Genomic DNA, 23,607 nt, shown 5'->3' on the forward strand with positions numbered 1-23,607 from the left:
TCCTGCTCCGATAGTGTGACCTCCGCTTTCTTTGGACGTCCGCGTTCCATGGCCATACTCCTGTTTCAGCAGCATAGCCAATAGACACCTCAACTTATATAAAGTTACTTGCGGGACGCCACACTAGGAGCCTCGGCGGCCCCGAACAACGCGGCAAGCGGCATTTTGATAGGCGCTCTAAGTAAGGCGCCACATGGACGCCTTTGTTCAAGCAGCACAGGAAGCTGAGGGAGGCGGACGCCTGTCCGCCGCCGCTTAGAACTTGTGACGGACGCCGACGTTGAAGACCGACGGATCGCGTCCTGCGCTTGCCGCACCATTCAATGCCGCGAGACCGTCGTTGCGGGTCTTGCCGATCGATGTGTACAGGTTGGTGCGCTTGGACAGATTATGCGTATAGCCAAGTGCCCACAGGTTGGTATCGCGGTTGTTGACCAGGTCGTCGCTGCGGCGGATGTAGGAAGCAAGGATGGTACCGGCACCACCAATTGGTGCGCTCAGGCCGACGAGAAGGTCGTTGCTGTCGGCCGTGGCGACGCCGGCTGCAGTGTTGTTCTTGTTCCAGGCATAGGCAAGATGCGCCTTTGCAACACCGAAGTTGTAAGTGCCGCCGAGCAGCGTCGTCTTGGCATCGCCGGTATCCACAGCGCCGGTAGCGAGGTTCTGCTTGTGATGCGCTACCAGGACATTGATTGGGCCAGCCGCGTAGCCGGCGGAAGCGCCGAGCTGGCTACCGGTCGAGTTGCTGCCAGCAACCTCACCGAAGCTATAGGCAAGCTGACCGGTAAAACCGCCAAAGGTCGGCGTGGTGTAGTTAATAGTGTTGTCGGCACGGTCACCATACACGTTGAATACGAACGACGCGTTGCCGGCGAGGCCGAGGTTGAATGGATCGAGCGTATCGAGGGCCGAGCGGATCGGGTTGTACTGGCGACCCAGTTTGAGCGCGCCGAAGCCACCCTGCAGACCGACAAATGCCTGGCGACCGAACAGGCGTCCGCCCTGACCCTGCGTACCGTTATCGATGCTAAAACCGTTTTCGAGCAGGAAGATCGCATTCAGGCCGCCACCGAGATCTTCGGTGCCACGGAAGCCGATACGGCTGCCGGACTGGATGCCGCTGTCGAGCGATGTGGTCTTCGTCACGCCGTTGTTGCTACGGCTGATACCGGCATCGGCGATACCGTAAATAGTGACATTGGTCTGGGCAATTGCGGTGCCTGCTACGGTGCCGAGCACGGCAAGTGCGATGAGCGATTTTTTCATTTTATTCCCTGGTTGATGATGTAAGGGCGAATGCCCGCAGTCCAACCGCGACGGTTGTCCTGCATAGTCGGGCCGCACTGTAGCACCGCACCTGTGTGAGACCAACGAATGTTTCCGTCTATGCTCATGCGTCGACGATGATTATCGATAGATCATCGGGATGTACCGCCAGAGGCGGTCGGTGCTGCTGTGCGACATCGGCAATGCGAAGCGAAGCAATCAGCCGGGATTGTGCCGAAGGTAGATGACACGTTGATGACATGCGATGCAGGGGCAAGGCATCGTGGCAAAGAGGCCACAATGCTGGTCGATACAGGAAACGCCGAATAAAAAAACGCCTGCGTATCGAATGCCGGGGAAACCAGGCAAACACTACGCAGGCGAAGTCAAACCTTGGGGATCAGGAGACGGTGTCATCTTGCCAGCGCTTTATTACGCAGTCATGACAGTGCTACCGATCCAATGCGTCAGGCAACCCTGGGCTTTTGCAGCAAAGCTTTCAGGTTTGCCAATCGGCTTTGCGGCGTGATCGCTTCCTCTTCCGTCGGCACCGCAGTTCCTTCGTCGAGCTTCATTTCCTTGATGAAGCGCGAGACGTCGCAGTTAATGCTTTCACGCGCGCGCTTGCGCTTCTTGCACCAGGTGATGTGGAGGCTGCGCTGGGCACGCGTAATTCCGACATACATGAGTCGCCGCTCTTCTTCGATGCGTGCAGCCAACGTGTCGAACGGCGCGTCGGGATCACCCTTGTGCGGCAGGATGCCCTCTTCGACGCCGACCAGGAACACATGCGGAAATTCCAGGCCCTTCGATGCATGCAGCGTCGACATGCGCACTGCATCCGGTTCTTCGTCGCGACCTTCGAGCATGGTCATCAGCGCCACCATCTGCGTCAGTTCGAGCAGGCTCTTTTCTTCACCCGCGCCGTCCTTGCCGCCGGTGCCCTTTTCCTTCAGCCAGCTGGTAAAGTCGATCACGTTCTGCCATTTGCTCTGCGCCTGACGGTCGTCGAAGGTATCGTAGAGATACGCTTCGTAATGAATCTCCTTCATCATTTCATCGAGCAGTTCGGCGGCGTTCTCGCCACGCTTGGAAGCGCGTGCCTCAAGCCCGTTGATGAAGTGGCAGAACTCGCGCAGCGGATGCAACTGGCGATCGGCCAGCTTGGATTCAATACCGCCTTTGAACACGGCTTCGAACAGCGAACATTGCCATTGCCCGGCAAAGGCACCGAGTGCTTCGAGCGTCGACTGGCCAACACCGCGCTTGGGCGTGGTGACCGCGCGGATGAAGGCGGGGTCATCATCGCCGTTGGCCACCAGGCGCAGATAGCTGACGATATCCTTGATCTCCGCACGGTCGAAGAAGCTTTGGCCGCCGGAGATGGTGTAGGGGATGCGTTCCTTGCGCAGTGCCTGTTCGATCACGCGTGCCTGGTGATTGCCGCGATAAAGAATCGCGTAATCGGAAAACTTGGCGCGGCGTTCGAACTTGTGCGCGGAGATCATGATCGCAACCTGTTCGGCTTCCTGTTCGTCATCCTGCATTGCCAGTACCTTGACCGGGTCGCCGAGGCCGTGTTCCGACCACAACTGTTTCTCGAACAATTTCGGGTTGTTGGAGATCACCGCATTCGCCGCCTGCAGGATGCGCGTGCTCGATCGGTAGTTCTGTTCCAGCTTGATCACTCTCAGATCGGGGAAATCGACCTGCAGCTGCTTGAGGTTTTCGATGGTCGCGCCGCGCCAGGCGTAGATTGCCTGGTCGTCATCGCCCACTGCGGTGAACATCGGCTTTTTGCCAACGCCGGTGACCAGCAGCTTCACCAGTTCGTACTGGCAGGTGTTGGTGTCCTGGTATTCGTCGACCAGCAGATAGCGCAGCTTGCGCTGCCAGCGGTCGCGTACCGCGTCGTTGCTACGGAACAGTTCGACCGGCAAGCGGATCAGGTCATCGAAGTCGACTGCCTGATAGGACGACAAGGTCGCCACGTAATTGCGATATACGCGCGCAGCCTGCGCCTCGTCTTCGGTGACGGCCTGCCGGAGTGCGGTTTCAGGATCGACAAGGCCGTTCTTCCACAGCGACATCGTGGTCTGGATGCGACGGATCAGTTGCTTGTCAGTGGTGACCGCGAGGTCCTGCACCAGTGAAAAACAATCATCGCTGTCCATGATCGAAAAGCGATCCTTGAGACCAAGCTCCTTGGCTTCGCGACGCAGGATTTGCACGCCGAGCGAATGGAACGTACACACGGTCAGCTGCTTGGCTTCCTTGGGTTCTTTGAGCAGCTTGGCGATACGCTCCTGCATTTCCAGCGCAGCCTTGTTGGTGAAGGTCACTGCCGCGATATTGCGCGCTTCGTAGCCGCAATCCTCGATCAGGTGGGCGATTTTTTGCGTAATAACGCGGGTTTTACCGGAGCCGGCGCCGGCCAGCACGAGGCAGGGACCGTCCATGTATTTCACCGCTTCGCGCTGCGGGGGATTCATACCATGCATACCGGGAGACGAAGGATGTGACATGCGGAAACCGAAGAAGCAAAGCGGCCCATTGTAGCAGCGTGACGAAGAGACGCCGTTGACGTTGCGGCAATGCGACGGATAGTGCCGCAACGCCTGTTTCGTTAGCGTGGTGAGGAAGAATTTCGCTGTTGAAACCTTGTTAGCCTGATATTGCATCGTTACTGGTCGATCGTACAATAATTCATGGCCAGACCTTCCCAGCACATTGACCAGCGGCTGTTGCAAGCCGGACTTGAGCTACTGCCGCGCACTGGCTGCCGTGGTTTGTCGGCGCGCAAACTGACTGAGCATGCCGGTGTGCACCTGGGCATGTTTCATTATCACTTTCGCAGCAAGGAGAATTTCATCCGTACGCTGCTCGGTCAAGTGTATGAAGATATGTTTGCCGAACTGGAAATCCGCACACGTGAAAACGCTTCTGCTCTGCATAACCTGCGCAACGCGGTGCAAGTCATTGCCCGCTTTGGCCGTACGCATCGACAGTTGCTGTTGCGCATAGGCGGCGATGCGCTTGCCGGCGAAGCGGTGGCGGCGCAATTCCTGCAGCAAAACCTGCCGCGTCATCTTGCCGTAGTCGCACGCCTGATCGGCGAGGCGCAACGCGATGGCGACCTGATTGCAGCGCCACTGCCACAAATGATCGGCTTCATCGCCGGCGCAGTCATGGGACCGGTGTTGCTTGGCACGGCGGCACTGGAGCATGACTTGCTCGGCCCGGTGCTGGGCGGGATGATTGAGCGCGAGATGCTGTCGCCTGAAGCGGTGGACCAGCGAATCGACCTCGCGCTGCGAGGCTTGTCGACGTCCAGGGAAGGATCTCTACCATGATTGCCATGTTTGCATGCCCTGCCCGCCTTGCTCTGCTTCTCTGTGTATTTCTCGCGGCCTGCGGCGACAAGCCGGCCGATTATTTTCCCGGTTACGCGGAAGCCGACTATGTCAGGCTTGCAGCGCCGATCGCCGGTACGCTGGTCAAACTGCAGGTGCAGCGCGGCGATGCGGCGCAAGCCGGTGCGCCGGCGTTTGTCCTAGAACAGGAAAATGAGCGCGCCGCACGTGAAGAAGCGACGTTTCGCGCCGAGCGGGCGCGGGCGCAACTGGCCGATCTGCGCAAAGGCAAACGTCCCGACGAAGTGGCGGCTGTGTTGGCACAGTTGAACCAGGCCGCTTCGGCGCTGCGCTTGTCGACGTCCAATTTCGCGCGCCAGGGGCAACTGGTGGCCGACAAGTTCATTGCGCCATCCGCCGCCGATGAGGCGCGGGCCGCGGTCGAGCGCGACCAGGCACGCGTCAATGAATTGCAGTCGCAGCTGCGGATTGCCAGAACCGGCGCTCGCAGCGATGAAATTGCTGCCGCCGAACAGGAATTGAAGGCTGCCGAAGCACAGCTGACCCAAGCCGAATGGAAACTCGAGCAGAAGACCCAGCGCATCCCGGTCAAGGCGAGCGTCAATGATGTGCTGTTCCGGGAAGGTGAATTCGTGCAGGCGGGAAGCCCGGTCATCAGCTTGCTGCCGCCGCAGAATATCAAGCTGCGCTTCTTCGTACCCGAGCCGGCGCTGGCCACGCTGAAAATCGGACAGGCGCTGGACGTGCAATGCGACGGCTGCAAGGGGCCGATCCCGGCGAGCATCAGTTACGTGTCCAGTACGCCGGAGTACACCGCGCCGCTGATCTACAGCAAGGAAAACCGGGCGAGCCTGGTGTTCATGATCGAAGCGCGACCCGCACCGGAGCAGGCGGCATTACTGCATCCCGGCCAGCCTGTCGAGGTGCGCATCGCCAACGCACGGGTGGAGCCATGAATACACCGGCTGCGATCATTGATGTGCACGGTTTGACCAAGCGTTATGGTAGCAGGACCGTGGTCGACCACGTCGACATGCGCGTCGAGCGCGGCCGGATTTACGGCTTCCTCGGGCCCAACGGCAGCGGCAAGACCACCACGATACGGATGTTGTGCGGCTTGCTGACGCCGGACGAAGGCAGCGGTACCTGCCTCGGTTTCGACATCCGCAAGCAAGCTCGGCGCATCAAGCGCGAAGTCGGTTACATGACGCAGAAGTTCGGCCTCTACGAAGACCTGACCATCGAAGAGAACCTGGCCTTCATCGCACGGGTCTATGCAGTGCCGAACGCCGCCGCAAAGGTAAGCGCCACGCTGGAACAGCTCGGGCTGGCCAGCCGCAGGACCCAGCTCGCCGGTGCCTTGTCCGGCGGCTGGAAACAGCGCCTGGCGCTGGCAGCCTGCCTGCTGCATGACCCGCAATTGCTGCTGCTCGACGAACCGACAGCGGGCGTCGATCCCAAGGCCCGCCGGGAATTCTGGGATCAGTTGCATGCACTGACCGAAAATGGTTTGACGGTGCTGGTGTCAACCCATTACATGGATGAAGCGGAGCGGTGTCACCGGCTCGCCTATATCGCTTACGGCCGCCTGCTTGCGCAGGGCACCGCGGAGCAGTTGATCGACGCTGCCGGACTGGTCACGTGGTCGATCAGCGGTCCACGCGTGGGGGTGATTGCGTCGACGCTGCATGCACAGCCACGGCTCAATATCGCCTCATTCGGCAATGCCTTGCATGTCAGCGCACGTTCGGAAGCCGAACTGGAAAGCGCACTGGCGGCATGGCATACGCCGGAGACCAGGATGACGCGCATTGATACCAGCCTGGAAGATGTTTTCATCGCGCTGATGCAGGGCGCGGCCGATAACTATTCATCATGAGCTGGTCACGATTTCTTGCCATCCTGATTAAGGAATTTCGTCAGATCAGGCGCGACCGGTTAACGTTCGCGATGATGGTCGGCGTGCCGGTGATGCAGCTGATCCTGTTTGGTTATGCGATCAATACCGATCCCAAGCATCTGCCGATGGCGCTGGTCGAAGCTGATCACAGCGAATTTTCACGGAGCCTGGTGGCAAGCCTGGAAAATTCTGCCTATTTTCGCGTGACCGAGCGGCTACGGAGCGAAGCCGAGGGCAAGCAGGCGCTCGATGCAGGCCGCGTGCAATTCCTGCTGGTGGTGCCGCCTGATTTTTCACGTCGCGTGTTGCGCGGTGAGCAACCAGCGATATTGCTGGCGGCGGATGGCACCGATCCCGCAGCCTCGGGCAATGCGCTCGCGGCACTCAATGCGATCAGTCGGCAGGTCGCCGCACGCGACCTGCCTCAGCAGACCACTGCGACTGTATCGGCTCCGTTCGAGATACGCGTGCAGCGCCGCTACAATCCGGAAGGCATCTCGCGCTACAACATTGTCCCGGGGCTGATTGGCGTCATCCTGACTATGACCATGGTGATGATGACATCACTGGCGATGACGCGCGAACGTGAGCGCGGCACCATGGAAAACCTGCTGGCGACACCAGTCAGGCCGATCGAAGTCATGGCAGGCAAGATCGCGCCATATATCGTTATCGGCTATGTGCAAGTGGCGGTGATCCTGCTCGCCTCAAGGCTGCTGTTCGATGTGCCTGTGATGGGAAGCATGTTGCTGCTATCGGCGGCACTGGTGGTATTCATTGCGGCCAATCTTGCGGTCGGTTTCACGTTTTCAACCGTGGCAAAAAACCAGCTGCAAGCGATGCAGCTGACCTTTTTCTTTTTCCTGCCATCGATGCTGCTGTCGGGTTTCATGTTTCCGTTCCGCGGCATGCCGGTCTGGGCGCAATGGATCGGTGAAGTATTGCCGCTGACGCATTTCCTGCGTATCGTGCGCGGCATTATGTTGAAGGGCAATAGCCTGGCCGACATCGTCCCCCATCTCTGGCCAATTGCATTGTTCATGCTGGCGGCTGGGCTGGTGGCGTTGAAGCGTTACCGGCAGACGCTGGACTAGCGAATCAACATGACCCTGCGACATCAAAGCCGGGGCGCCTTGCCATCGTCATTTGGATCGCACATCTCCGGCGTGTTTCAAACCGAACATCGCCATTCCATTGCGGTACGCAATGCGCTCGGCGACATCGCGCGGCAATGCCGACAGCATGCGGCGGTAAAACGCGGCGAGCTTTTCGACTTCCGACCAGCGTGGCGTGACCCAGGTATCGGTCCCGACGACGAAGCGGTCCGGATACTTGAGCATCAACTGCTTCCAGCGCGGATTAAGTGTGCCGTTTTCTTCGAGATCGCTACGGTAGGACAGTTCGCCGACGATGTTCGGGTATTGCGCAAACATTTGCTCAACCTTGTCCATCGACGTGTTCATTCCGGTGTGCGCCCAGATCAGCTTGACGCCAGGGGCGTGGCGCAGAATGCGTTCGACCGCATCCTCATCCGAATGCGCATGCAGCCACAGTCCACGGTCCCGGGCAAGACGCGCAATACTTGCCATGTAGGGTGCGTCGGCATCTGCGCCGAAAATGTGAAACTCACCGATGCCACGATAGATGCCACGTTTGAGTTCTTTCTCGACATAGGCTTCCACACCCTTACTATTGAACCAGTCATGCCGGTCCGGTTGCACGCGGTAAGGACGCAGGAAAGGCACGATCTGGATATCCGGGGCCTGTTGCGCCATCAGTTCGAGCGTGCCGTCATTCGGACGGCTGGTAGCCAGCACACCGCGTATGCCGACTTTGCGCCACAGTGCAATCACTTTCGGCGCCGGAATGACAGCCCACGCTTCGACGTTGTAATGCATGTGCGCGTCGAATAAGGGTAGCTGTTCCTGCGCGGGGGCCTGAACGCTGACACCAATGAGGATTCCGTACAGCAGCGCGAGTCGCGCCATGCGGCTCATTCCACGACTCCCAGCTTGCCGCTGTGACTGCCCATGTACCAGAGCCTTCCCTTGGCATCGACGATCATCTTGCGTATTCCTTCATTTTTGGTAGGAAGCGAAAATACCCTGAATTTTTCAGTGGCCGGATCGAACAGTGTCACCGTGTCAGTGCCAATCTCGTTCGCCCAGACCTTGCCAGCCCCGTCAACCGTGACTGCATAGGGATTGCCCGGGGCGCCGGCCGGCATGTCGTAGCTCTTGATCAGCTTGGCGGTGGCCGCATCGATGTGGGTGAGTTTGCCGTCGCCATAGCGTACCACCCACAAAGTATTGTCGGGGGCGACCGCAATACGGCGCGGCAGCGAGCCGCTGCCCAGATCGATTTCGGACACCTTGCCGGTTGCCGCATCGATGCGTCCGACACGCTGGCCGCTGGCCTGGCAAAACCAGACGTTGCCGCCTTTGTCCATCGCCAGGCCGTAGGGGCCGTCACGCGATGAAAATTCGGTCATCTTGCGGGCGCTGCGCTCGAAGCGGGTGACCTTGTCGGCCGATTGGTTGGTAAACCACAAGGCATCCTTGCCATCAAAAATAATCGTGTGCGGACTTCCGCCGGAGGGTGTCTTGTGCGCGATCATGGTGCCGGGCTGGCCATCGCGGAAAGGAATTTCGAGCAGAGTGCCGTTGCCATTACCGGTCATCCAGACGGTGCCGCGTTCATCGACCACGAGCCCGTGCGGGCGTGTTCCATTTGGCAAATCCCATTCGTCAAACTTTTGTGTGGCAGGATCGAAGCGCGCGAGTTTGTTGCCGTGCATGACGGCGATGTAAATTTTGCCATCAGGCGCAGCCGCCGGGTCGCGTGCGAACTTCGGCGTGGGCACCATCCATTCGGTGACTTTTCCCGATGGAGTCGAGATGCCCGGGGAGACGGTGTAATTGGAGCCGCCGGCCCATGCCAGCGCAGGCAGCAACAGCAGAAGGGAGGAAACGGTACGCATGATGGCGCTCCTTTCTCGGAACGCCTATTGTGACGCAAGCACGCCGCTTATGCATCCATCATCGGGATGCAGTCATTAGTGAGGTTGTTGGCGATGCTGGGGTCGACGCTGTTTGCGATGGCGCCGGTAACGAAGATGCCGGTGCGTTTGAAGCGGCCGTCAGTTCTTCCAGCGCGGGAAAATGTGAACTGACGACAATCATGATCAGGCCCGTGACCAGTGAGGCCACCGCAAGAATGGCGCCGCCGATGTCGAGCATCCGGTTACGCTTTTCCTCCTGGGCGGCGAGCGCACGGTCATAGCCTTGCCGGCGTGATGGCGAAGACAATACAAGGTAGGCGTTACGCATGCTTTGCAAGCGCATCTGGTCACGCTTGCGTAACGGGCGGCCGCCATTGCCGAGCAGGTGACGGTTGAGATGACGGCGATAACCGTGTTCGATATCAATAAGCTTGGCCTGACGGCTGACGCCAAGTAAATCGTAAAGTGTTTTCATGTAAAAGTGCCTTCCTGACAAGCACCATCTTTATAACGAAACTGCCGCACCGCAACAATCCCCTGTTTATGGGAACATCATTTGCTCGGTAACCAACAGACAGTCAACATACGATCAACATACGGCGACTGTACGAAATCTGGCCGCGGCAGCCAAAGCTGCGGCATAATTTCCGTATAGCAAATTTTCTGTTCACATCGCCGCAGGATGGGCCGCCATGATTTCTGAAAACCCCGTATCGATTGCGAACCTGCGCTTCCTGATTGCCGAAGATGACGAGTTTCAGCGTCGCTGGCTGGCGGTGATGCTGGCCAAGTTGGGTGCGCAGCATATCCTCGAAGCCGAAAACGGCCGTGTCGCGCTCGATCTTCTGCGCAGCAAGCAGTCGGTCGACATCAGCTTCATTGACCTCAACATGCCAAGCATGGATGGCATTGAACTGGTCCGGCATCTGGCCAACGGCGATTACAAGACGGCCATCGTGCTGACCAGCGCGCTTGGGTCGGCATTGCTGTTTTCCGTTGAGACCATGTCCAAGGCTTACGGCGTCGATTTGCTGGGCACTTTCGAAAAACCGGCCACCCCCGAGATACTGCAGCGACTGATCGGTCAGTATCGGCCGCCCATGCAGCGCAATGATGGTAAAACCGCAGTGCCGTCGTTCAGCCTGGAAGAAATCCAGCGGGCCGTGCAGGCGGATCAGTTCGAACCGTTCTTCCAGCCGAAAGTGGAGCTGGCGACGGGCAAGGTGAAAGCAGTGGAAGCCTTTGCCCGCTGGCGTCATCCGCAATACGGTGTGCTGAACCCCGCATTTTTCATTCCGGTACTGGAAGCCAGCGGCCACATGGAAGACCTGACCTGGTCCGTGATCGAGCGTTCGGTCGCCGCCTGCCGCACCTGGCATGATCGCGGGCTGATGCTGTCGGTGTCGATCAATCTGTCGGTGACCTCATTGTCGGAACCAGGACTTGCCGAAAAGATTTTGCAACACATTGCCGGTCACGCCATCGCGCCGCAATACATCACGTTTGAAATCACCGAACTGATGGCCATGACCGATGTGCCGATCTGCCTTGAAAATCTGGCCCGACTGCGCATGAAAGGATTCGGACTGTCGGTCGATGACTACGGCACCGCGCATTCCAATCTGCAGCAATTGCTGCGCATTCCTTTCCTCGACCTCAAGATCGACCGCTCCTTTGTTGCCGGCGCGTCGCAAAACGGGCAAATGCATATTGCGCTGAGTTCTTCGCTGGAACTGGCGCGGAAATTACGCCGCAATTCAGTTGCGGTCGGCGTTGAAACACGGGAAGACTGGGATTTGCTGCGCGACCTGGGCTGTACCTATGCACAAGGCTATTACATTGCCAAGCCGATGGAACGCGATGCGGTGCCGGGCTGGGTGGAAGAATGGTCGCAGTTCTTTTGAGCCGGCAATCCGGCAAGGATCCAATCGCCTCCGATCTGGTGTCACTACGCGCAGGAAGCGTTACACTGGGCGATTGTCTATCGTTTCCTGCACCATGAAATTTTCACATCTGGTCGAAATCAACGACCCGCTTAACCCCCTGATCGATGCCCTGTCACGCGAGCAACTCTGGCGTGGGCTGGTGTTGCGTGCGGAAATGCCAAAAGCCTTTGTCCCGTATCTCGATGGCTGCGAGATTCTGGAAAAGTCTGCGCTGTCGATGCTGCGCGAACTTCGCTATGGAGAGTTGATCGTACGCGACCGCGTCACCTTCCTGCCACAAGAACAGATCGTCTACCATGTGCCACAACAGGAGGGCATCCCGGAGTCGACATTGACGATGACCATCGAAGAACCGGAGCCGGAAATCCTGTTCGTGCGCTTCGACTACGACGACGGCGCCAGTGAGGCGCAAGACACCGCAGACGCTTTTTACAACGACTTTCGCAAGTCCGCGTATACCGAATCGGATATCGACACGATCCGCACGATTCGCGACATGGCGGAAGAAGGTCGACTAGGCTGATCGGCCTTCATCTCCACCCTGCACCGCCAATCCCGGCTCTCTACAAATAAAAAAAAGCACCCTGCTTCGAAATGAAGGAGGGTGCTTTACCGGGCTTTACCCGGCTTTACCCGGCGGCTCTGGCCGGCGACTTAAGGCCGGTCAATGGGCATCAAATGGATGCCCATTCAGGCGCATTATTGCCGGTGCTGGTTGCCAGTGACGCGCTCAGCGCCGTAGCGCACTGCGTCCTTGACCTTTTCCCATGCGCTTTCCGGGTGGTTCGATTCCCAGTCGCTACGCATCGACGGTTCGACATCTTCCCAGCGAGCGTTCTGGTAACGGCCACTACCGGCCATCGTCGAACCATAGCGGTAGGCTGCGTCATAGTCCTCATAGCGTCCGCCGGACTGGCCATAGGCATTCTGCCAGTGCGTACGATAATCGGAATCGTCCGAAGTCATTGCTGTGTCGCGATAAGCGCTGTCTGCACGCATGCCGGTGTTGCCGGTTGCACCAAGCTGCTCGACTTCAACATCGGTGCGACGAACGGTGTCGTTGATATCCTTGGTCTGCTCGGTGACTTCCTTGCCGACCACGACTTCCTCGACGACACGCGCGGTCTTGGATACCACCGCCTCTTCTGCGGTTTCACGCAGTTCGATTGCACCTTCCTTGATCGCATCCAGGTCGGCGGAGGTCGCCGGCTGGTCGACAGGATGACGTTCGACATGCACGTGCTCTTCACGCAGTTGTACCGATTCGTTGACCGGTGTTTCTCGTACACGCTGGTAAACACGCACACCACCGCGCTCCACCTGGCGCTTGCCAACCTGCAGTTCTTCTTCGACCACCGGGATGCGGGTGGTATCGCCACCGCTCAGGTTTTGCGTCGCAGTGGTGTTCGCCGCAGTGCTCGCAGTAGTGTTGCTTGTCATATCCGCCGAAGTGCCGGCGGTCGATGTGGTGCTTGTGCCGGTCCAGTCGCTGGATGGTGTACGGGACTGCCCATACAGTGCGCGATCCTTTTCGATTTCACTGTCGGTAAACATCGGCGCGCTCTCGTCATAACCGCTCCAGCCCTGCGAGCGCCAGTGCGAACTACGCTCATCAATATCGACCGGATCGTAGCGGTTCATGATCTCGGTGGCACGGTCACGCTGCTCGTCGCTCGCGGCACTGACGGTCAGCACGCAGCTGCCGCGGCGTACCGCTTCCGAATAGATGTCACCGTGTTCGCGGTGTTCTTCCATGCCGAACAGCGAACGGAAGAAATTGCCGATGCCCGATCCGCCGGAGCTGCTTGTGTCAGTGTCTGCAACGCGGGTGGAGCTTTCTGAATCGGGACTCAGTTGCACATCGGAACGGGAGAAGCCTGCTGCCATCAATTCATTCAGTGCGTTCTGCGCCTGGGCATAACTGTCGTACACGCCTACTACGGTATTTTCCATGATCAGTCTCTCCAAGAAAACGTTGGTTGCCCGGAATAGGTACCCGGGAAAATAGGACTAGAGTGGTCCTGCGCAGGCATAACTCGTGCCTGCCAAGCCGGCCTACTGCGGACGCTGGACCTCGCCCTTATCGTTACCAATGACTCCGTCATCAAAACGTTCAACCGTGACTTGTTCCGAACGCAGGATAACGCTCTGTGGGTCGGTGACACTTCGCTGTTGCCGACGGATATGGACTTCTTCCTTGAGCATCAGCTGCTTCCTTACCACCAGTACCTCCTCCAGCACAGGGACAATCAGCGTGTCCCCCTCATAGCGCATCTGGGGCGGCGTTTCCTCCGCAATCACACGTCCGACCGTCACGTGCTCAACCAGCAGTTCATCGTGCATCAGGGGCTGGTCGATGGTCTGTTCACGTTGCGATACCGTCTTGTGTATGCGTACGCCGCGTCCGGTTTCAACCGTACGTTTGTCAACATGCAGTTCCTCTTCCATCACCGGGAAGGTCATCTGTGTCGGACTGTCGCCAGTCGCCGGCGTATTGAAGGTAAAAGGAAGGCTGTACACACCATCCTCGCGAGGCATCAGCAGGTTGGAGGGAACTAGGACGAGTGTGCCATCTGCGAGTTTTACCCAGACCTGCGCCTCTTCGGCGGAGTTGCCTTGTTCAAGCGAAGCAATCGATGCCTGATTACCGGCAGCATCCACGACGCGAGCACTAAGTAGCTGCCCTGCCGAAGCAAACAGATTGCCGTTCTGATTGAGTTGCGCCATCGCCGCTTTCCATGTGGGTCAAAGGTGGAATGAAGCATGCAAGGAGTGGGCCGGATGTGACCCAAACGCCAGCGATGAGGAAAAACTGCAGTTTCACAAAACCTCTGCGTTGTTTTTACCTTATTTGAAGAAAAATTTACATGAAGGCTGCACTGTTGCCGGCTCTAGAACTATTGGACGATGCCGGCCTCTTACTCATATTCACTTTTTAACAAAGGAGCCAGCCATGACGAGTATTATTGCAGGCCGTTTTCAGGAACAGGCAGAGGCTGACGATACGATCGCCGAACTGCTGCGCGCGGGATTCCCGCGTGAGCGTGTCTCTACGTTTTATTGCAATCCGGCCGGGCAGCATGCCACCTATCCGATCGGTGGCGACAGCGATAAATCGCCGGGCGCAAAGTCATCGGACAAAAGCACTGCGGCAGGCGCCGCAGCGGGCGCCGTGATAGGCATTGCCGCGACCCCCATTCTGGGGCCGGTCGGAACCGTTACCGGTGGACTGGTCGGCGCCCATCTCGGTGGACTCGTCGGCGGACTGTCCGGCATGAAAGAGAAAGGGGATGCCGGCGACCATGCAGAAGATGTAGAGAATGCGGTGCCGATGCGCCGCTCCGGCATGATGGTGGCCGTCGCCGTACCCGACCAAGAGTACGAAGATCGCGCACTGCAGGTCTTGCGCACACTGGGGGCAGTCGATATCGAGCGCGCGGAGGGCACGATAGAAAACGGTGACTGGTCTGATTTCGATCCAATGGCCCCGATGAATCTTGTGCAGTATGCCCCCGAACACTCGCGTCCGAGTGGTCCTAATCAACGAGCCTAGGAAGCTGCGGGAGCCTGATCGTCTTCCCGGCAACAGTCAACAGGCATATGCTTTTCTACTGCGTGACGCCGTCGCGATGACGGCGCCCACGCCCGACGCTCTTTCGTTAAAAGTCATTGCCAAATGATTGCCCCTTATCCGTCGATATGGGCGATCAGCGGAAGGTGGTCGGAGGCAATCCGAGCCAGCGGCGTAGCATGCACTTCCACATGCACCAGGCGGTGCCTTGGCCGGATCCAGATGCGGTCGAGCGGAAACAACGGGTAGCGTGAAGGAAAGGTCTTGGGGGCCGGTACTGCCTGAAAATGCGACACCAGCCAGCGCAAGGACTGTCCCCAGATAAACCACTCGTTAAGATCGCCAAGCAGGATCACCGGCATCTCGTCAGTATCGAATCTCTGCAACAGCTTGCGTACCTGTTCGCGCCTCTCCTTGACCCTGAGGCCGAGATGGGTCGCCACCACGCGCAGCAGATGACCGTGGCAGTTCACATCGGCATCGACCGCCGCGCGTGGTTCGCGGCTGCCGAAAGATAAATCGATATTGCGTACCGACAAAATGGGGTAACGGCTGAGCACGGCGTTGCCATATCGCCGTTCGGGGCGATCGCAGGCCGGGCCTTCGGCCGCGACATAGCCGGTCGCCTTTTGCAAAATGTCCAGTACGTTGGGTGTTCTGGAGCCGCCCATCGGGACTTCTTGCAAGGCAATGATGTCGGCATTGAGTTCCTGCAGCACTTGCGCGACACGTTCAGGGGCAAATTTACCGTCGCAGCCGACAGCGCCATGGATGTTATATGTCGCAATCGTCAACGGCCATGGATCAAGATCCGGCACGGCCGTGGGTATTGCTGTTCTGCTGGTGCTGATCAGGTCGTCCATTACGCGGTTCGATTCTCTCTACGGGTAAGAAGTTTTTGAAGGCCCAGCGCAACGGCGATGATGGACAGCGCGACACCGACGAGGATAGCTACCGTACCGGGAGTGGGATTTCGAATGGCTTCCGCGAGGTGATGCACGAAGGTGACAGTCATGATGATGCCAGGGAGCATACCGAGCAGCGTACCGATCAGATAATCACGCAGGCTGATATGTGATGCGCCAGCGACGACATTGACAACGGTAAAGGGAGCAACCGGCAGCATGCGAATGATGACCATCGCGACGATGCCGCGTTTGGCGATACGTTTGCTCAGCTTGTTGATGCGCGTGCCAAGCACGCGTTGCACTGTGTCGCGCCCGAGCCACTGGCCGATGCCATACGCGACGGTTGCGCTCAGCAATGAGCCACCAATCGCATACAACGAACCGGTCAACGGTCCAAAGACGATACCCGTAACAGCAATCAGCAAAGTCACAGGGACCATCACTAGTCCTGCCAGAACATAGCAGACGACTACCGCAAGCGGGGTGAACGGCAAGTCTTCAAGGTTACGCGCAAAAGCGACCAATGCGTCCAGATTGGCCCATTCGCGCAACGGGGTCCAGCGCCAGGCGACAGCAAGCAGAGCCAGTGCAATGGCGAAGAGACCCAGGCCGACGAGACGGCGCGGTATCGGCTTGCGTGCTTCATTTGGCAGAAACTGGCTGACCAGTTCGTCCGGGTCGATCGGCTTTTCCGGATCGAACAACGCCTGTTCGGGAATCAATGCATCCAGTTCAGGTGTCGTGGTGGCATCCATCACCCGCAAGCTGCGTTCGGAAGTCTGCAATGTCAGTACTGTCCGGTGCAGGCTGTCTTGCTTGTGCATCTCCGCTTCCACGGCCTCTGGCGCGGTGTCCAGGTGCTCCGCCAGCAGGCGGCTGCGCAGACGTGAAATAGCGGCCTGTATGCGTGGATCGCCACGCGCTTCTATCGTGATGTTGCACTCGGTATCGAGGGCCATGGAGCGGCTGCTCAGGTTGGCTGAACCAACCGAAAACAGCTCATCATCCACCGCAAACACTTTACTGTGCACGTTCAGGCACTGGTCTTTCAGGCCGGGAATATGCGGACAATACATCCGGTACCGTTCGTGCATGTCGGCATCTTTTAACTTTTTGTGAACCCGTGCACGCAGAACCCCCATGGTTGCCTGTTCCAGCCATCCGCTCTGCGTCTGCGGGGAGATGACCAGCACTTCCGGCCCGTCAGGCTCCTTGAGACGCGTGGCGAGTGCATCGGCAATGGTGCCGGACGTGAAATACTGGTTTTCAAAGAACAAGTGCTTGCGTGCGCTGGCGATGGCGTCCAGATGCAGTTGCCGGATTTCATGCACGCCATGCTGACCTTCGTATTCCGGTTCGGTCCGCGAAATCGCGACATCGATATCTTCAAGATCGGGCACGACATGCTCCGGCCACGGATCATGCTCGGTGCGCGAGACGATAACCGGCGTTTCACCGCAGGCACGCTGCCAGCGGTTGCGCGCCAGTTCACCAAGGGTGCGGGCAACTTCGCCATCCACCATTGCCTGCACATCATGGAAAGGCGCGTGCGGTTTGCCGTCGCTGTCGCGCCGCAGCGGTGCGTGGCATGCATGCTCGGAGGTATCCCACCTGGCCTTCGTGATGTCGAGTCCGCCGACAAAGGCGACACTGTCGTCAATGACGACGATTTTCTGGTGATGCGAGCCACCGATCGGATGTTTTGCATCCATGCGGAAAGAAAGCCTGCGGTGAGTACGCCAGTCGAGCTTGTATACCGGCAACCATTCACGCTCCAGCGCGTACAACATGGCGAAGTCCCAGTTCAGCACATAGGCGCGTAAACTCGGACGCGTTGCCACTACCTGATGCAGGAAATCGCCGAGCCCATCCGGATATCCATCGTTTGCCCCGCCAGGAATCAGTCGTGTCCGGCTATCGATATCCCAGCTGAGAATGAATACGCTATGCCGGGCATTGAGGATAGCCGCCCGCACCGCACGGAAATACGCGTCAGCATCGACCAGCATGGCAAAGCGCTGCGCATGTTCGATCCGCCAGCAATTACGTCCGGGCTGCAATAGCCCGGACAAAACGGGATGATGAGGGGAAAGCTGGGGTAAGGCCATGCGCTCGCTGTTGAAAGGAAAGGATTTGCTCTTTCGACGCGACGCCTCTGTTGAAGTTTCTAAGCTTGATCCACGTGCTTAGCGATGACCCTCGATCGATGATTGCGTGGACCGGACATGCTGTTTAGAAACCCGTCAATCACCCGATCAACTCAACAGTCCGTATTCGCCGCCGCGCTCCAGGGCCTTGCGGTAGGCGGGACGTTGGTGAATGCGCTCCAGAAAAGCTTGTAGCCTGGGATAGCGGGCGTCCAGACCACCACGCGCTGCAGCCGCCTCCAGCGGAAAACTCATCTGGATGTCGGCAGCGGAAAATTCATCGCCGGCAAACCATGGACGCTGCGCCAACTCGCTTTCCAGGTAGTCGAGGTGTCGTTTGATCTGCGGTTCGATGAACGTGCTCTTCGCCCGTCCGGCGATGGCTTTGGCGATCGGCTTCGCAAAAAATGGCATCGGACCTTTCTCGATGCGATCGAACACCAGCTTGAGCAGTAGCGGCGGCATGGCCGAACCTTCCGCATAGTGCAGGAAGTAGGTGTACTTGAGGCGGGATTCGCCACCCCGTCCCGGCGCAAGGCGGCCAGCGCCGTAGCGATCGACCAGGTATTCGACAATGGCGCCCGACTCGGCAATGGTCAGGTCGCCATCGGTGATCACCGGCGACTTGCCCAGTGGATGCACTTGCCGCAGCGTGTCCGGCGCCAGCATGGTCTTCGAGTCGCGCTCATAGCGCTTCACTTCGTAGTCGAGGCCAAGTTCTTCAAGCAGCCACAGAACGCGCTGCGATCGGGAATTGTTCAGATGATGGACGATGATCATGCGGTTTCTTTTCGAGAAATGTAGGTACTGGTAGACCGGTCCGCTGAACATCCGCGGCAGCCTGATTCTGCCATGAATGCGCGCTGGGCTCAGCAACTGAGCAGTTCAGCAGTTCAGCAGTTCAACAGTTCAGCAACCGTGTATCAGGTCGACATAAGCGCCACGGACAAGTTGGTCGGGGCGGATTCCGAGTTGCCCCATGATGCCCTCGGCAATCGCCGTGCCCTGCTCCATCGTCTGGGTGTCGTTGAGTACCACCTCAAGCTCGATGAATTCGCCCAGCCCCTCGACCAGATCAAGATGCACGCGGGTCTGGCCGATAAGGAACAAGGTGCGCTGCTTGCGCACCCGGCCGGCTTGTCCGAAGGCGTGGGCCAGCGTATCGCGCAGGCTGTCGGGATGATCGGTTGGCGTGATCAGATAAAAGGATTCCTTGGGGCCGTCGTCGTCGGCGCGCTGATAAAAGATGAGTTCGCCCTTGCCGTTTTCGAAACAGCGCAGTTTAAGGCGGCCGTTCGGACATTGGAAAAAAGTGTCGTCCTGAGCGATGTCAATGGGTCCCTTGTCGGCGATGGCCTCCACCAAAGGGCGCAGTATTGCAAGCCCTTCGGTGCGTGCTTTGATTTCTACGTTGCGTGACATGTGCGTGTTGAGTGTAAATAGGATTGGCGCAAGCGACGGTCAAATGTCGACCGGATCGACTTCGAGCGACCACTTTGCGCGAGTTTTCATTGCCCGGAGCGCCGCCATCCAGGACTTCAGAAAGGCCTGTAACGCCGGGCGGGATGGCGACTCGATGAGAAGCTGTGCCCGGTCGACGTTGGCAACCCGTGTCATCGTCATCGGAATCGGATCATTGATCGTAATGCCCGGATGCTGCATGCAATCGGCCGCCTGCTGCAGAAAGTCGAGCGCGGTCTGCAATTCGCGCGCTTCGGCCCGCAGCAGCGCCTGGTACATGAAAGGCGGCACGCCGGCCTGCTGACGTTCTTCCAGCAGCTCACCGGCAAAGCGATCATAGTCGTGCGCCATCACGGCGCCGAACAGGGGATGCTGCGGATAGCGCGTCTGTATCAGCACTTCACTGGCATTGCCACCTTCCTTGCGCCCGGCCCGCCCCGCCCGGCCGGCGACCTGCATCAGCTGCGCAAACAGGCGTTCGCTGGCACGGTAATCGTGCGAAAACAGCGCGGTATCCGGATTAAGTACGCCGACCAGTGTGAGATTACGAAAGTCGTGCCCTTTCGCGACCATCTGTGTGCCGATCAGAATGTCGACTTCGCCCTGATGAACCCGTTCGAAAGCTGCTTGCGCACTCCCCTTGAGCCGCGTCGAGTCCGCATCGATACGCACGACACGCGCCTGCGGAAATACTTGCTGCAGCCCCTCCTCCACCCGCTGGGTGCCGCGCCCGAGCGGCTGGAGGTCGATGTTGCCGCAGGTCGGGCAAGACTTTGGAATGCGCTGCTCCAGGCTGCAATGGTGACAGCGCATGCGGTTTTCCGGTTTGTGCAGCACCATGAAGGCGGTACAGCGGGTGCAATTCCCTATCCAGCCGCAGGCGTCGCAGGCAAGGACCGGCGCATAGCCGCGGCGGTTCAGGAAAAGCAGCGACTGTTCACCGCGCTCCAGCCGCAGTTTCAGCGCACTGACCAGGGTCGATGTCAGGCCCTGGGCCGGCTTGTCGCGTTCCATGTCGATCAGCCGGATGCGCGGCAATGCGGCGTCGGGTGAAGCACGTTCGCGCAATTCCAGCTTGCGATAGCGTCCCGATTGTGCGTGATGCCATGTTTCGAGAGAAGGCGTGGCGGAGCCGAGCACGATCGGAATCTTTAACTGGCGGGCACGCCAGACAGCGAGATCGCGCGCCGAATAGCGCAAGCCTTCCTGCTGCTTGTAGGAAGGGTCATGCTCTTCGTCGATGATGACCAGCTTGAGATGCGGTAGCGATGCGAGAATCGCCAGGCGCGTTCCAAGAATGATCCGGGCATGCCCCAGATGCCCTGCGAGCCAGTGGCTCAGGCGCTCTCCTTCAGCCAGGCCGCTATGCAGGGTCGCCACTGGTACGCCGGGAAACCGGGCACGAACGTTGTTTTCGAGTTGCGGGGTCAGGTTGATCTCGGGTACCAGAATCAGTACCTGAGCCTCGGTCTGTGTACCTTGCGCGTTTGCCAGCACTTGGGCAGTGGCTTGCAAGTAGACCTCCGTCTTGCCACTGCCGGTGACACCGTACAACAAGGTCGGGCTGAAACCATCGGCATTACCGATCGCAAGTGCCGCCTCAAGCTGCGCGGCATTGAGCACGGGCGCATTGGCTGGTGCGGGGTCATGCGGGAATGTGGTCTTGGCGAGCTTTTTCAGCGTGCGGTCGAGGGATACGGTTTTTTGTACGCGCAGGTTTTTCGGAATTCCTGGCACCATCACTTCGCCGATCGGTCGCTGGTAATAATCGGCGGCAAAACGGCATAGATCAAGCCATTCTGTTGTCAGTGGCGGCAATTGTGCGCGGACCTCGAGCGCGTCCTTGAGTTTGTCCGGCGGCACCTCGGTCCGGTCGCTGATGTCGACAATCACACCGACGACTTCACGCCTGGCAAAGGGCACAAGGACAAGCTGCCCGATCTGCGGCCGGTCACCATGTCCTGGCCAGCGGTAATCGAAGCAGGTGTCCAGCGGCGTATCCAGGGCGACGTTGAGATAAAGGTCGGTCACAAACTTAATGTATTTCTTGAAAAAGGCGACTAAAGTCGCGATTCTTAAAGGCTTTTCAGACTATCCACAAAGCCTGTGGATAACTTTGTGGAGAACCGAAGCTTGATCGGCAGCAAACCATAACCAAGCGTGATCCTCATTTCATGAAGCTTTGGAGGATAAAAAAATAAAGCCAGTTATTTCAATTACTTAGCGCCTGACTCTTGGCTCCATGAATGCACTCAACGGAAAAATTTTATTGCTTTGCACAAGTGAAGTAGGCGGCGCAAATTGTGAATAACTCTGTATAAGGCCACTTTTCCGCTTGACTTTTGCCAGACGTCACTGTCCTTATGGCAATACACGTGCACTGGGGTTTTCCTGGAGTCATTTTTAGATGCATCCGTTAATGGCTTGGAAGAAGAAATTTTCCACCGTTCAGTGACTTGCTGCAACTTAACAGATTTATGAAGGATCTCTGCTAAGTTCCCGATTTATAAACATTTTTTTACCTATCCACAAAGTCTGTGGATAACTTTGTGGACAAACCCTGTATGACGCCCCGGCAGCCCTGATTTTATGCGGTTTTCAATAGAATGCTAAATTGAAAAGCAAAATTTTTTCCCTTTAAAATCAGTGGCTTAGGAAAACGAAAAAGTGGTTGTATATTGACGTCCACCCATTCGTTAACGATTTGCACTATCGCAAAAAATGTGAATAAGCGCGTCATTCCGACCGGAAGTGTTTCACCGATGATAGTTGTCCACAGGGGGTTGATAACTTTATTTAATCGCCGCTGCGTTGTGCCCTGCTGAACTCGTGCACTGCATCTACCAGCACCGATACGGATTCGGGCGGGGTGAACTGCGAAATGCCATGACCGAGGTTAAATACATGCCCGTGTCCGGCGGTCGGCTTGCCGTAAGAATCGAGCAGGTTTTTTACTTGAGTACGGATCTGGTCCGGACCGGCGAACAAGACATTGGGATCGAGATTGCCTTGTAAAGCTACCTGATGTCCGACACGAGCTCGTGCTTTGCCAAGGTTCACCGTCCAGTCGAGGCCGACCGCATTGGCGCCAATATCGGCAATTTCTTCGAGCCAGAGACCGCCGCCTTTGGTAAAGACAATTGCCGGAATCTTGACACCGTCGTGCTCGCGCTTGAGTTGTTGCATAACTTCGCGCATGTAACTCAACGAAAACTGCTGATAGATGCCATCGGCGAGCGCCCCACCCCAAGTATCGAAGATCATCACTGCCTGGGCTCCAGCCTCGATCTGCGCATTCAGGTAAGCGGCGACTGCCGTGGCATTGGTCTTCAGAATGTGATGCATCAGGTCGGGGCGGTTGTACAGCATCGTCTTGACCGTCCGGAAATCATCGGAGCCACCGCCTTCGACCATATAGCAGGCAAGTGTCCATGGGCTGCCGGAAAAGCCGATCAACGGCACGCGGCCAGCCAGTTCGGTGCGAATCTGCGTGACCGCATCGAACACGTACTGCAGCGATCCTGCTTCCGGGGTGCGCAATGCCATAACGGCCTTTTCGTCGCGCAACGGACGTTCAAACTTCGGGCCCTCGCCTTCGGCGAAATACAGGCCGAGACCCATGGCGTCCGGCACCGTCAGAATGTCCGAAAACAGGATCGCCGCGTCCAGCGCATAGCGGTCCAGCGGTTGCAGGGTCACCTCGGTTGCGTAATCGGGACTCTTGGCAAGTCCGAGGAACGAGCCCGCGCGCTTTCGGGTCGCGCAGTATTCCGGCAAGTAGCGGCCGGCCTGACGCATCAGCCAAAGCGGGGTGTAATCAGTCGGCTGGCGCAGCAAGGCACGCAGGAAAGTATCGTTTTTCAGGTTGGCAAATGTGTTCGACATAAGAAGGGCTTTCAGTGAGCCGCCATTATCGCCGATGCCGGGGATTTCCTGCGGCTTCATGAGGATTTTGTCCGTGCTGACCTGCCCGATACGATGCTTCTTAAGGTAATTGTCGTGAACGTCGGCGAAAATTGCGTCGCTGGCTGCC

Annotated in this window: 20 protein-coding genes; 7 read left to right on the plus strand and 13 right to left on the minus strand. The window is 58.1% G+C overall.

What is annotated here, in order from left to right:
* Window positions 1–255: 255 nt before the first annotated feature.
* Complete coding sequence (locus ACFQUU_RS08970) at window positions 256–1,266, minus strand: porin (protein ID WP_382245774.1); 1,011 nt, start codon at window positions 1,264–1,266, stop codon at window positions 256–258.
* A gap of 467 nt (window positions 1,267–1,733) precedes the next feature.
* A complete protein-coding gene (locus ACFQUU_RS08975) occupies window positions 1,734–3,791 on the minus strand; it encodes a UvrD-helicase domain-containing protein (protein WP_382246701.1) in 2,058 nt (685 codons plus the stop codon).
* A gap of 183 nt (window positions 3,792–3,974) precedes the next feature.
* Here ACFQUU_RS08975 and ACFQUU_RS08980 point away from each other — a divergent pair, with 183 nt between their 5' ends.
* The 4 genes from ACFQUU_RS08980 to ACFQUU_RS08995 are packed head-to-tail and all read left to right on the plus strand — an operon-like array spanning window position 3,975 to window position 7,634.
* Complete coding sequence (locus ACFQUU_RS08980; RefSeq protein ID WP_382245777.1) at window positions 3,975–4,619, plus strand: TetR/AcrR family transcriptional regulator; 645 nt, start codon at window positions 3,975–3,977, stop codon at window positions 4,617–4,619.
* Window positions 4,616–5,596, plus strand: a complete 981-nt coding sequence (locus tag ACFQUU_RS08985) for an HlyD family secretion protein (RefSeq protein WP_382245780.1) — start codon at window positions 4,616–4,618, stop codon at window positions 5,594–5,596. The genes ACFQUU_RS08980 and ACFQUU_RS08985 overlap by 4 nt, the downstream gene beginning before the upstream one ends.
* On the plus strand, window positions 5,593–6,519 hold the full coding sequence (locus ACFQUU_RS08990; RefSeq protein WP_382245783.1) for an ABC transporter ATP-binding protein: 927 nt from the start codon (window positions 5,593–5,595) through the stop codon (window positions 6,517–6,519). The genes ACFQUU_RS08985 and ACFQUU_RS08990 overlap by 4 nt, the downstream gene beginning before the upstream one ends.
* Window positions 6,516–7,634 carry an ABC transporter permease gene (locus ACFQUU_RS08995; protein ID WP_382245786.1) on the plus strand — a complete coding sequence of 373 codons (1,119 nt, stop codon included), beginning with the start codon at window positions 6,516–6,518 and terminating at the stop codon, window positions 7,632–7,634. Before ACFQUU_RS08990 ends, ACFQUU_RS08995 begins: the two co-directional genes overlap by 4 nt.
* 48 nt (window positions 7,635–7,682) lie before the next feature.
* Here ACFQUU_RS08995 and ACFQUU_RS09000 read toward each other — a convergent pair whose 3' ends face one another.
* From ACFQUU_RS09000 to ACFQUU_RS09010, 3 genes are read right to left on the minus strand one after another with little or no spacing between them, the layout of a single operon-like run.
* Entirely contained in the window at window positions 7,683–8,537 is an 855-nt protein-coding gene (locus ACFQUU_RS09000) for an amidohydrolase family protein (protein WP_382245788.1), read from the minus strand.
* Entirely contained in the window at window positions 8,534–9,520 is a 987-nt protein-coding gene (locus tag ACFQUU_RS09005; protein WP_382245791.1) for a hypothetical protein, read from the minus strand. The genes ACFQUU_RS09000 and ACFQUU_RS09005 overlap by 4 nt, the downstream gene beginning before the upstream one ends.
* A gap of 58 nt (window positions 9,521–9,578) precedes the next feature.
* Window positions 9,579–10,016, minus strand: coding sequence for a hypothetical protein (locus tag ACFQUU_RS09010; protein ID WP_382245794.1), 438 nt, complete (start codon window positions 10,014–10,016; stop codon window positions 9,579–9,581).
* A gap of 217 nt (window positions 10,017–10,233) precedes the next feature.
* On the opposite strand from ACFQUU_RS09010, the gene ACFQUU_RS09015 reads away from it, so the two are divergent.
* Together ACFQUU_RS09015 and ACFQUU_RS09020 are read left to right on the plus strand one after the other, a co-directional pair.
* A complete protein-coding gene (locus ACFQUU_RS09015; protein WP_382245797.1) occupies window positions 10,234–11,445 on the plus strand; it encodes an EAL domain-containing protein in 1,212 nt (403 codons plus the stop codon).
* A 94-nt stretch (window positions 11,446–11,539) separates the two neighbouring features.
* Complete coding sequence (locus ACFQUU_RS09020) at window positions 11,540–12,010, plus strand: SRPBCC family protein (RefSeq protein WP_382245800.1); 471 nt, start codon at window positions 11,540–11,542, stop codon at window positions 12,008–12,010.
* Between the two features lie 176 nt (window positions 12,011–12,186).
* Here the strand turns inward: ACFQUU_RS09020 and ACFQUU_RS09025 are convergent, their stop codons facing one another.
* Both ACFQUU_RS09025 and ACFQUU_RS09030 read right to left on the minus strand, forming a co-directional pair.
* Entirely contained in the window at window positions 12,187–13,440 is a 1,254-nt protein-coding gene (locus tag ACFQUU_RS09025; RefSeq protein ID WP_382245803.1) for a DUF2382 domain-containing protein, read from the minus strand.
* 102 nt (window positions 13,441–13,542) lie between these two features.
* Window positions 13,543–14,214: a YsnF/AvaK domain-containing protein gene (locus tag ACFQUU_RS09030; protein WP_382245806.1), complete on the minus strand. Its 672-nt coding sequence runs from the start codon at window positions 14,212–14,214 to the stop codon at window positions 13,543–13,545.
* Between the two features lie 226 nt (window positions 14,215–14,440).
* Here ACFQUU_RS09030 and ACFQUU_RS09035 point away from each other — a divergent pair, with 226 nt between their 5' ends.
* A complete protein-coding gene (locus ACFQUU_RS09035; protein ID WP_382245808.1) occupies window positions 14,441–15,040 on the plus strand; it encodes a hypothetical protein in 600 nt (199 codons plus the stop codon).
* Window positions 15,041–15,174: 134 nt separating this feature from the next.
* Here ACFQUU_RS09035 and ACFQUU_RS09040 read toward each other — a convergent pair whose 3' ends face one another.
* The 6 genes from ACFQUU_RS09040 to hemE form a co-directional block, all read right to left on the minus strand.
* Window positions 15,175–15,921 carry an endonuclease/exonuclease/phosphatase family protein gene (locus ACFQUU_RS09040; RefSeq protein WP_382245811.1) on the minus strand — a complete coding sequence of 249 codons (747 nt, stop codon included), beginning with the start codon at window positions 15,919–15,921 and terminating at the stop codon, window positions 15,175–15,177.
* Window positions 15,921–18,074, minus strand: a complete 2,154-nt coding sequence (locus ACFQUU_RS09045) for a VTT domain-containing protein (protein WP_382245814.1) — start codon at window positions 18,072–18,074, stop codon at window positions 15,921–15,923. The genes ACFQUU_RS09040 and ACFQUU_RS09045 overlap by 1 nt, the downstream gene beginning before the upstream one ends.
* Window positions 18,075–18,221: 147 nt before the next feature.
* Entirely contained in the window at window positions 18,222–18,893 is a 672-nt protein-coding gene (locus tag ACFQUU_RS09050) for a glutathione S-transferase (RefSeq protein ID WP_382245817.1), read from the minus strand.
* 129 nt (window positions 18,894–19,022) lie between these two features.
* Window positions 19,023–19,535, minus strand: a complete 513-nt coding sequence (locus ACFQUU_RS09055; protein ID WP_382245820.1) for a class IV adenylate cyclase — start codon at window positions 19,533–19,535, stop codon at window positions 19,023–19,025.
* A 39-nt stretch (window positions 19,536–19,574) separates the two neighbouring features.
* Window positions 19,575–21,605, minus strand: coding sequence for a primosomal protein N' (locus ACFQUU_RS09060; protein WP_382245823.1), 2,031 nt, complete (start codon window positions 21,603–21,605; stop codon window positions 19,575–19,577).
* 765 nt (window positions 21,606–22,370) lie between these two features.
* Window positions 22,371–23,459, minus strand: a complete 1,089-nt coding sequence (gene hemE, locus ACFQUU_RS09065; RefSeq protein ID WP_382246704.1) for a uroporphyrinogen decarboxylase — start codon at window positions 23,457–23,459, stop codon at window positions 22,371–22,373.
* Between the last annotated feature and the right edge of the window lie 148 nt (window positions 23,460–23,607).

This window comes from Herbaspirillum sp. GCM10030257 (genome assembly GCF_042666555.1).
Taxonomy (GTDB): domain Bacteria; phylum Pseudomonadota; class Gammaproteobacteria; order Burkholderiales; family Burkholderiaceae_D; genus Noviherbaspirillum.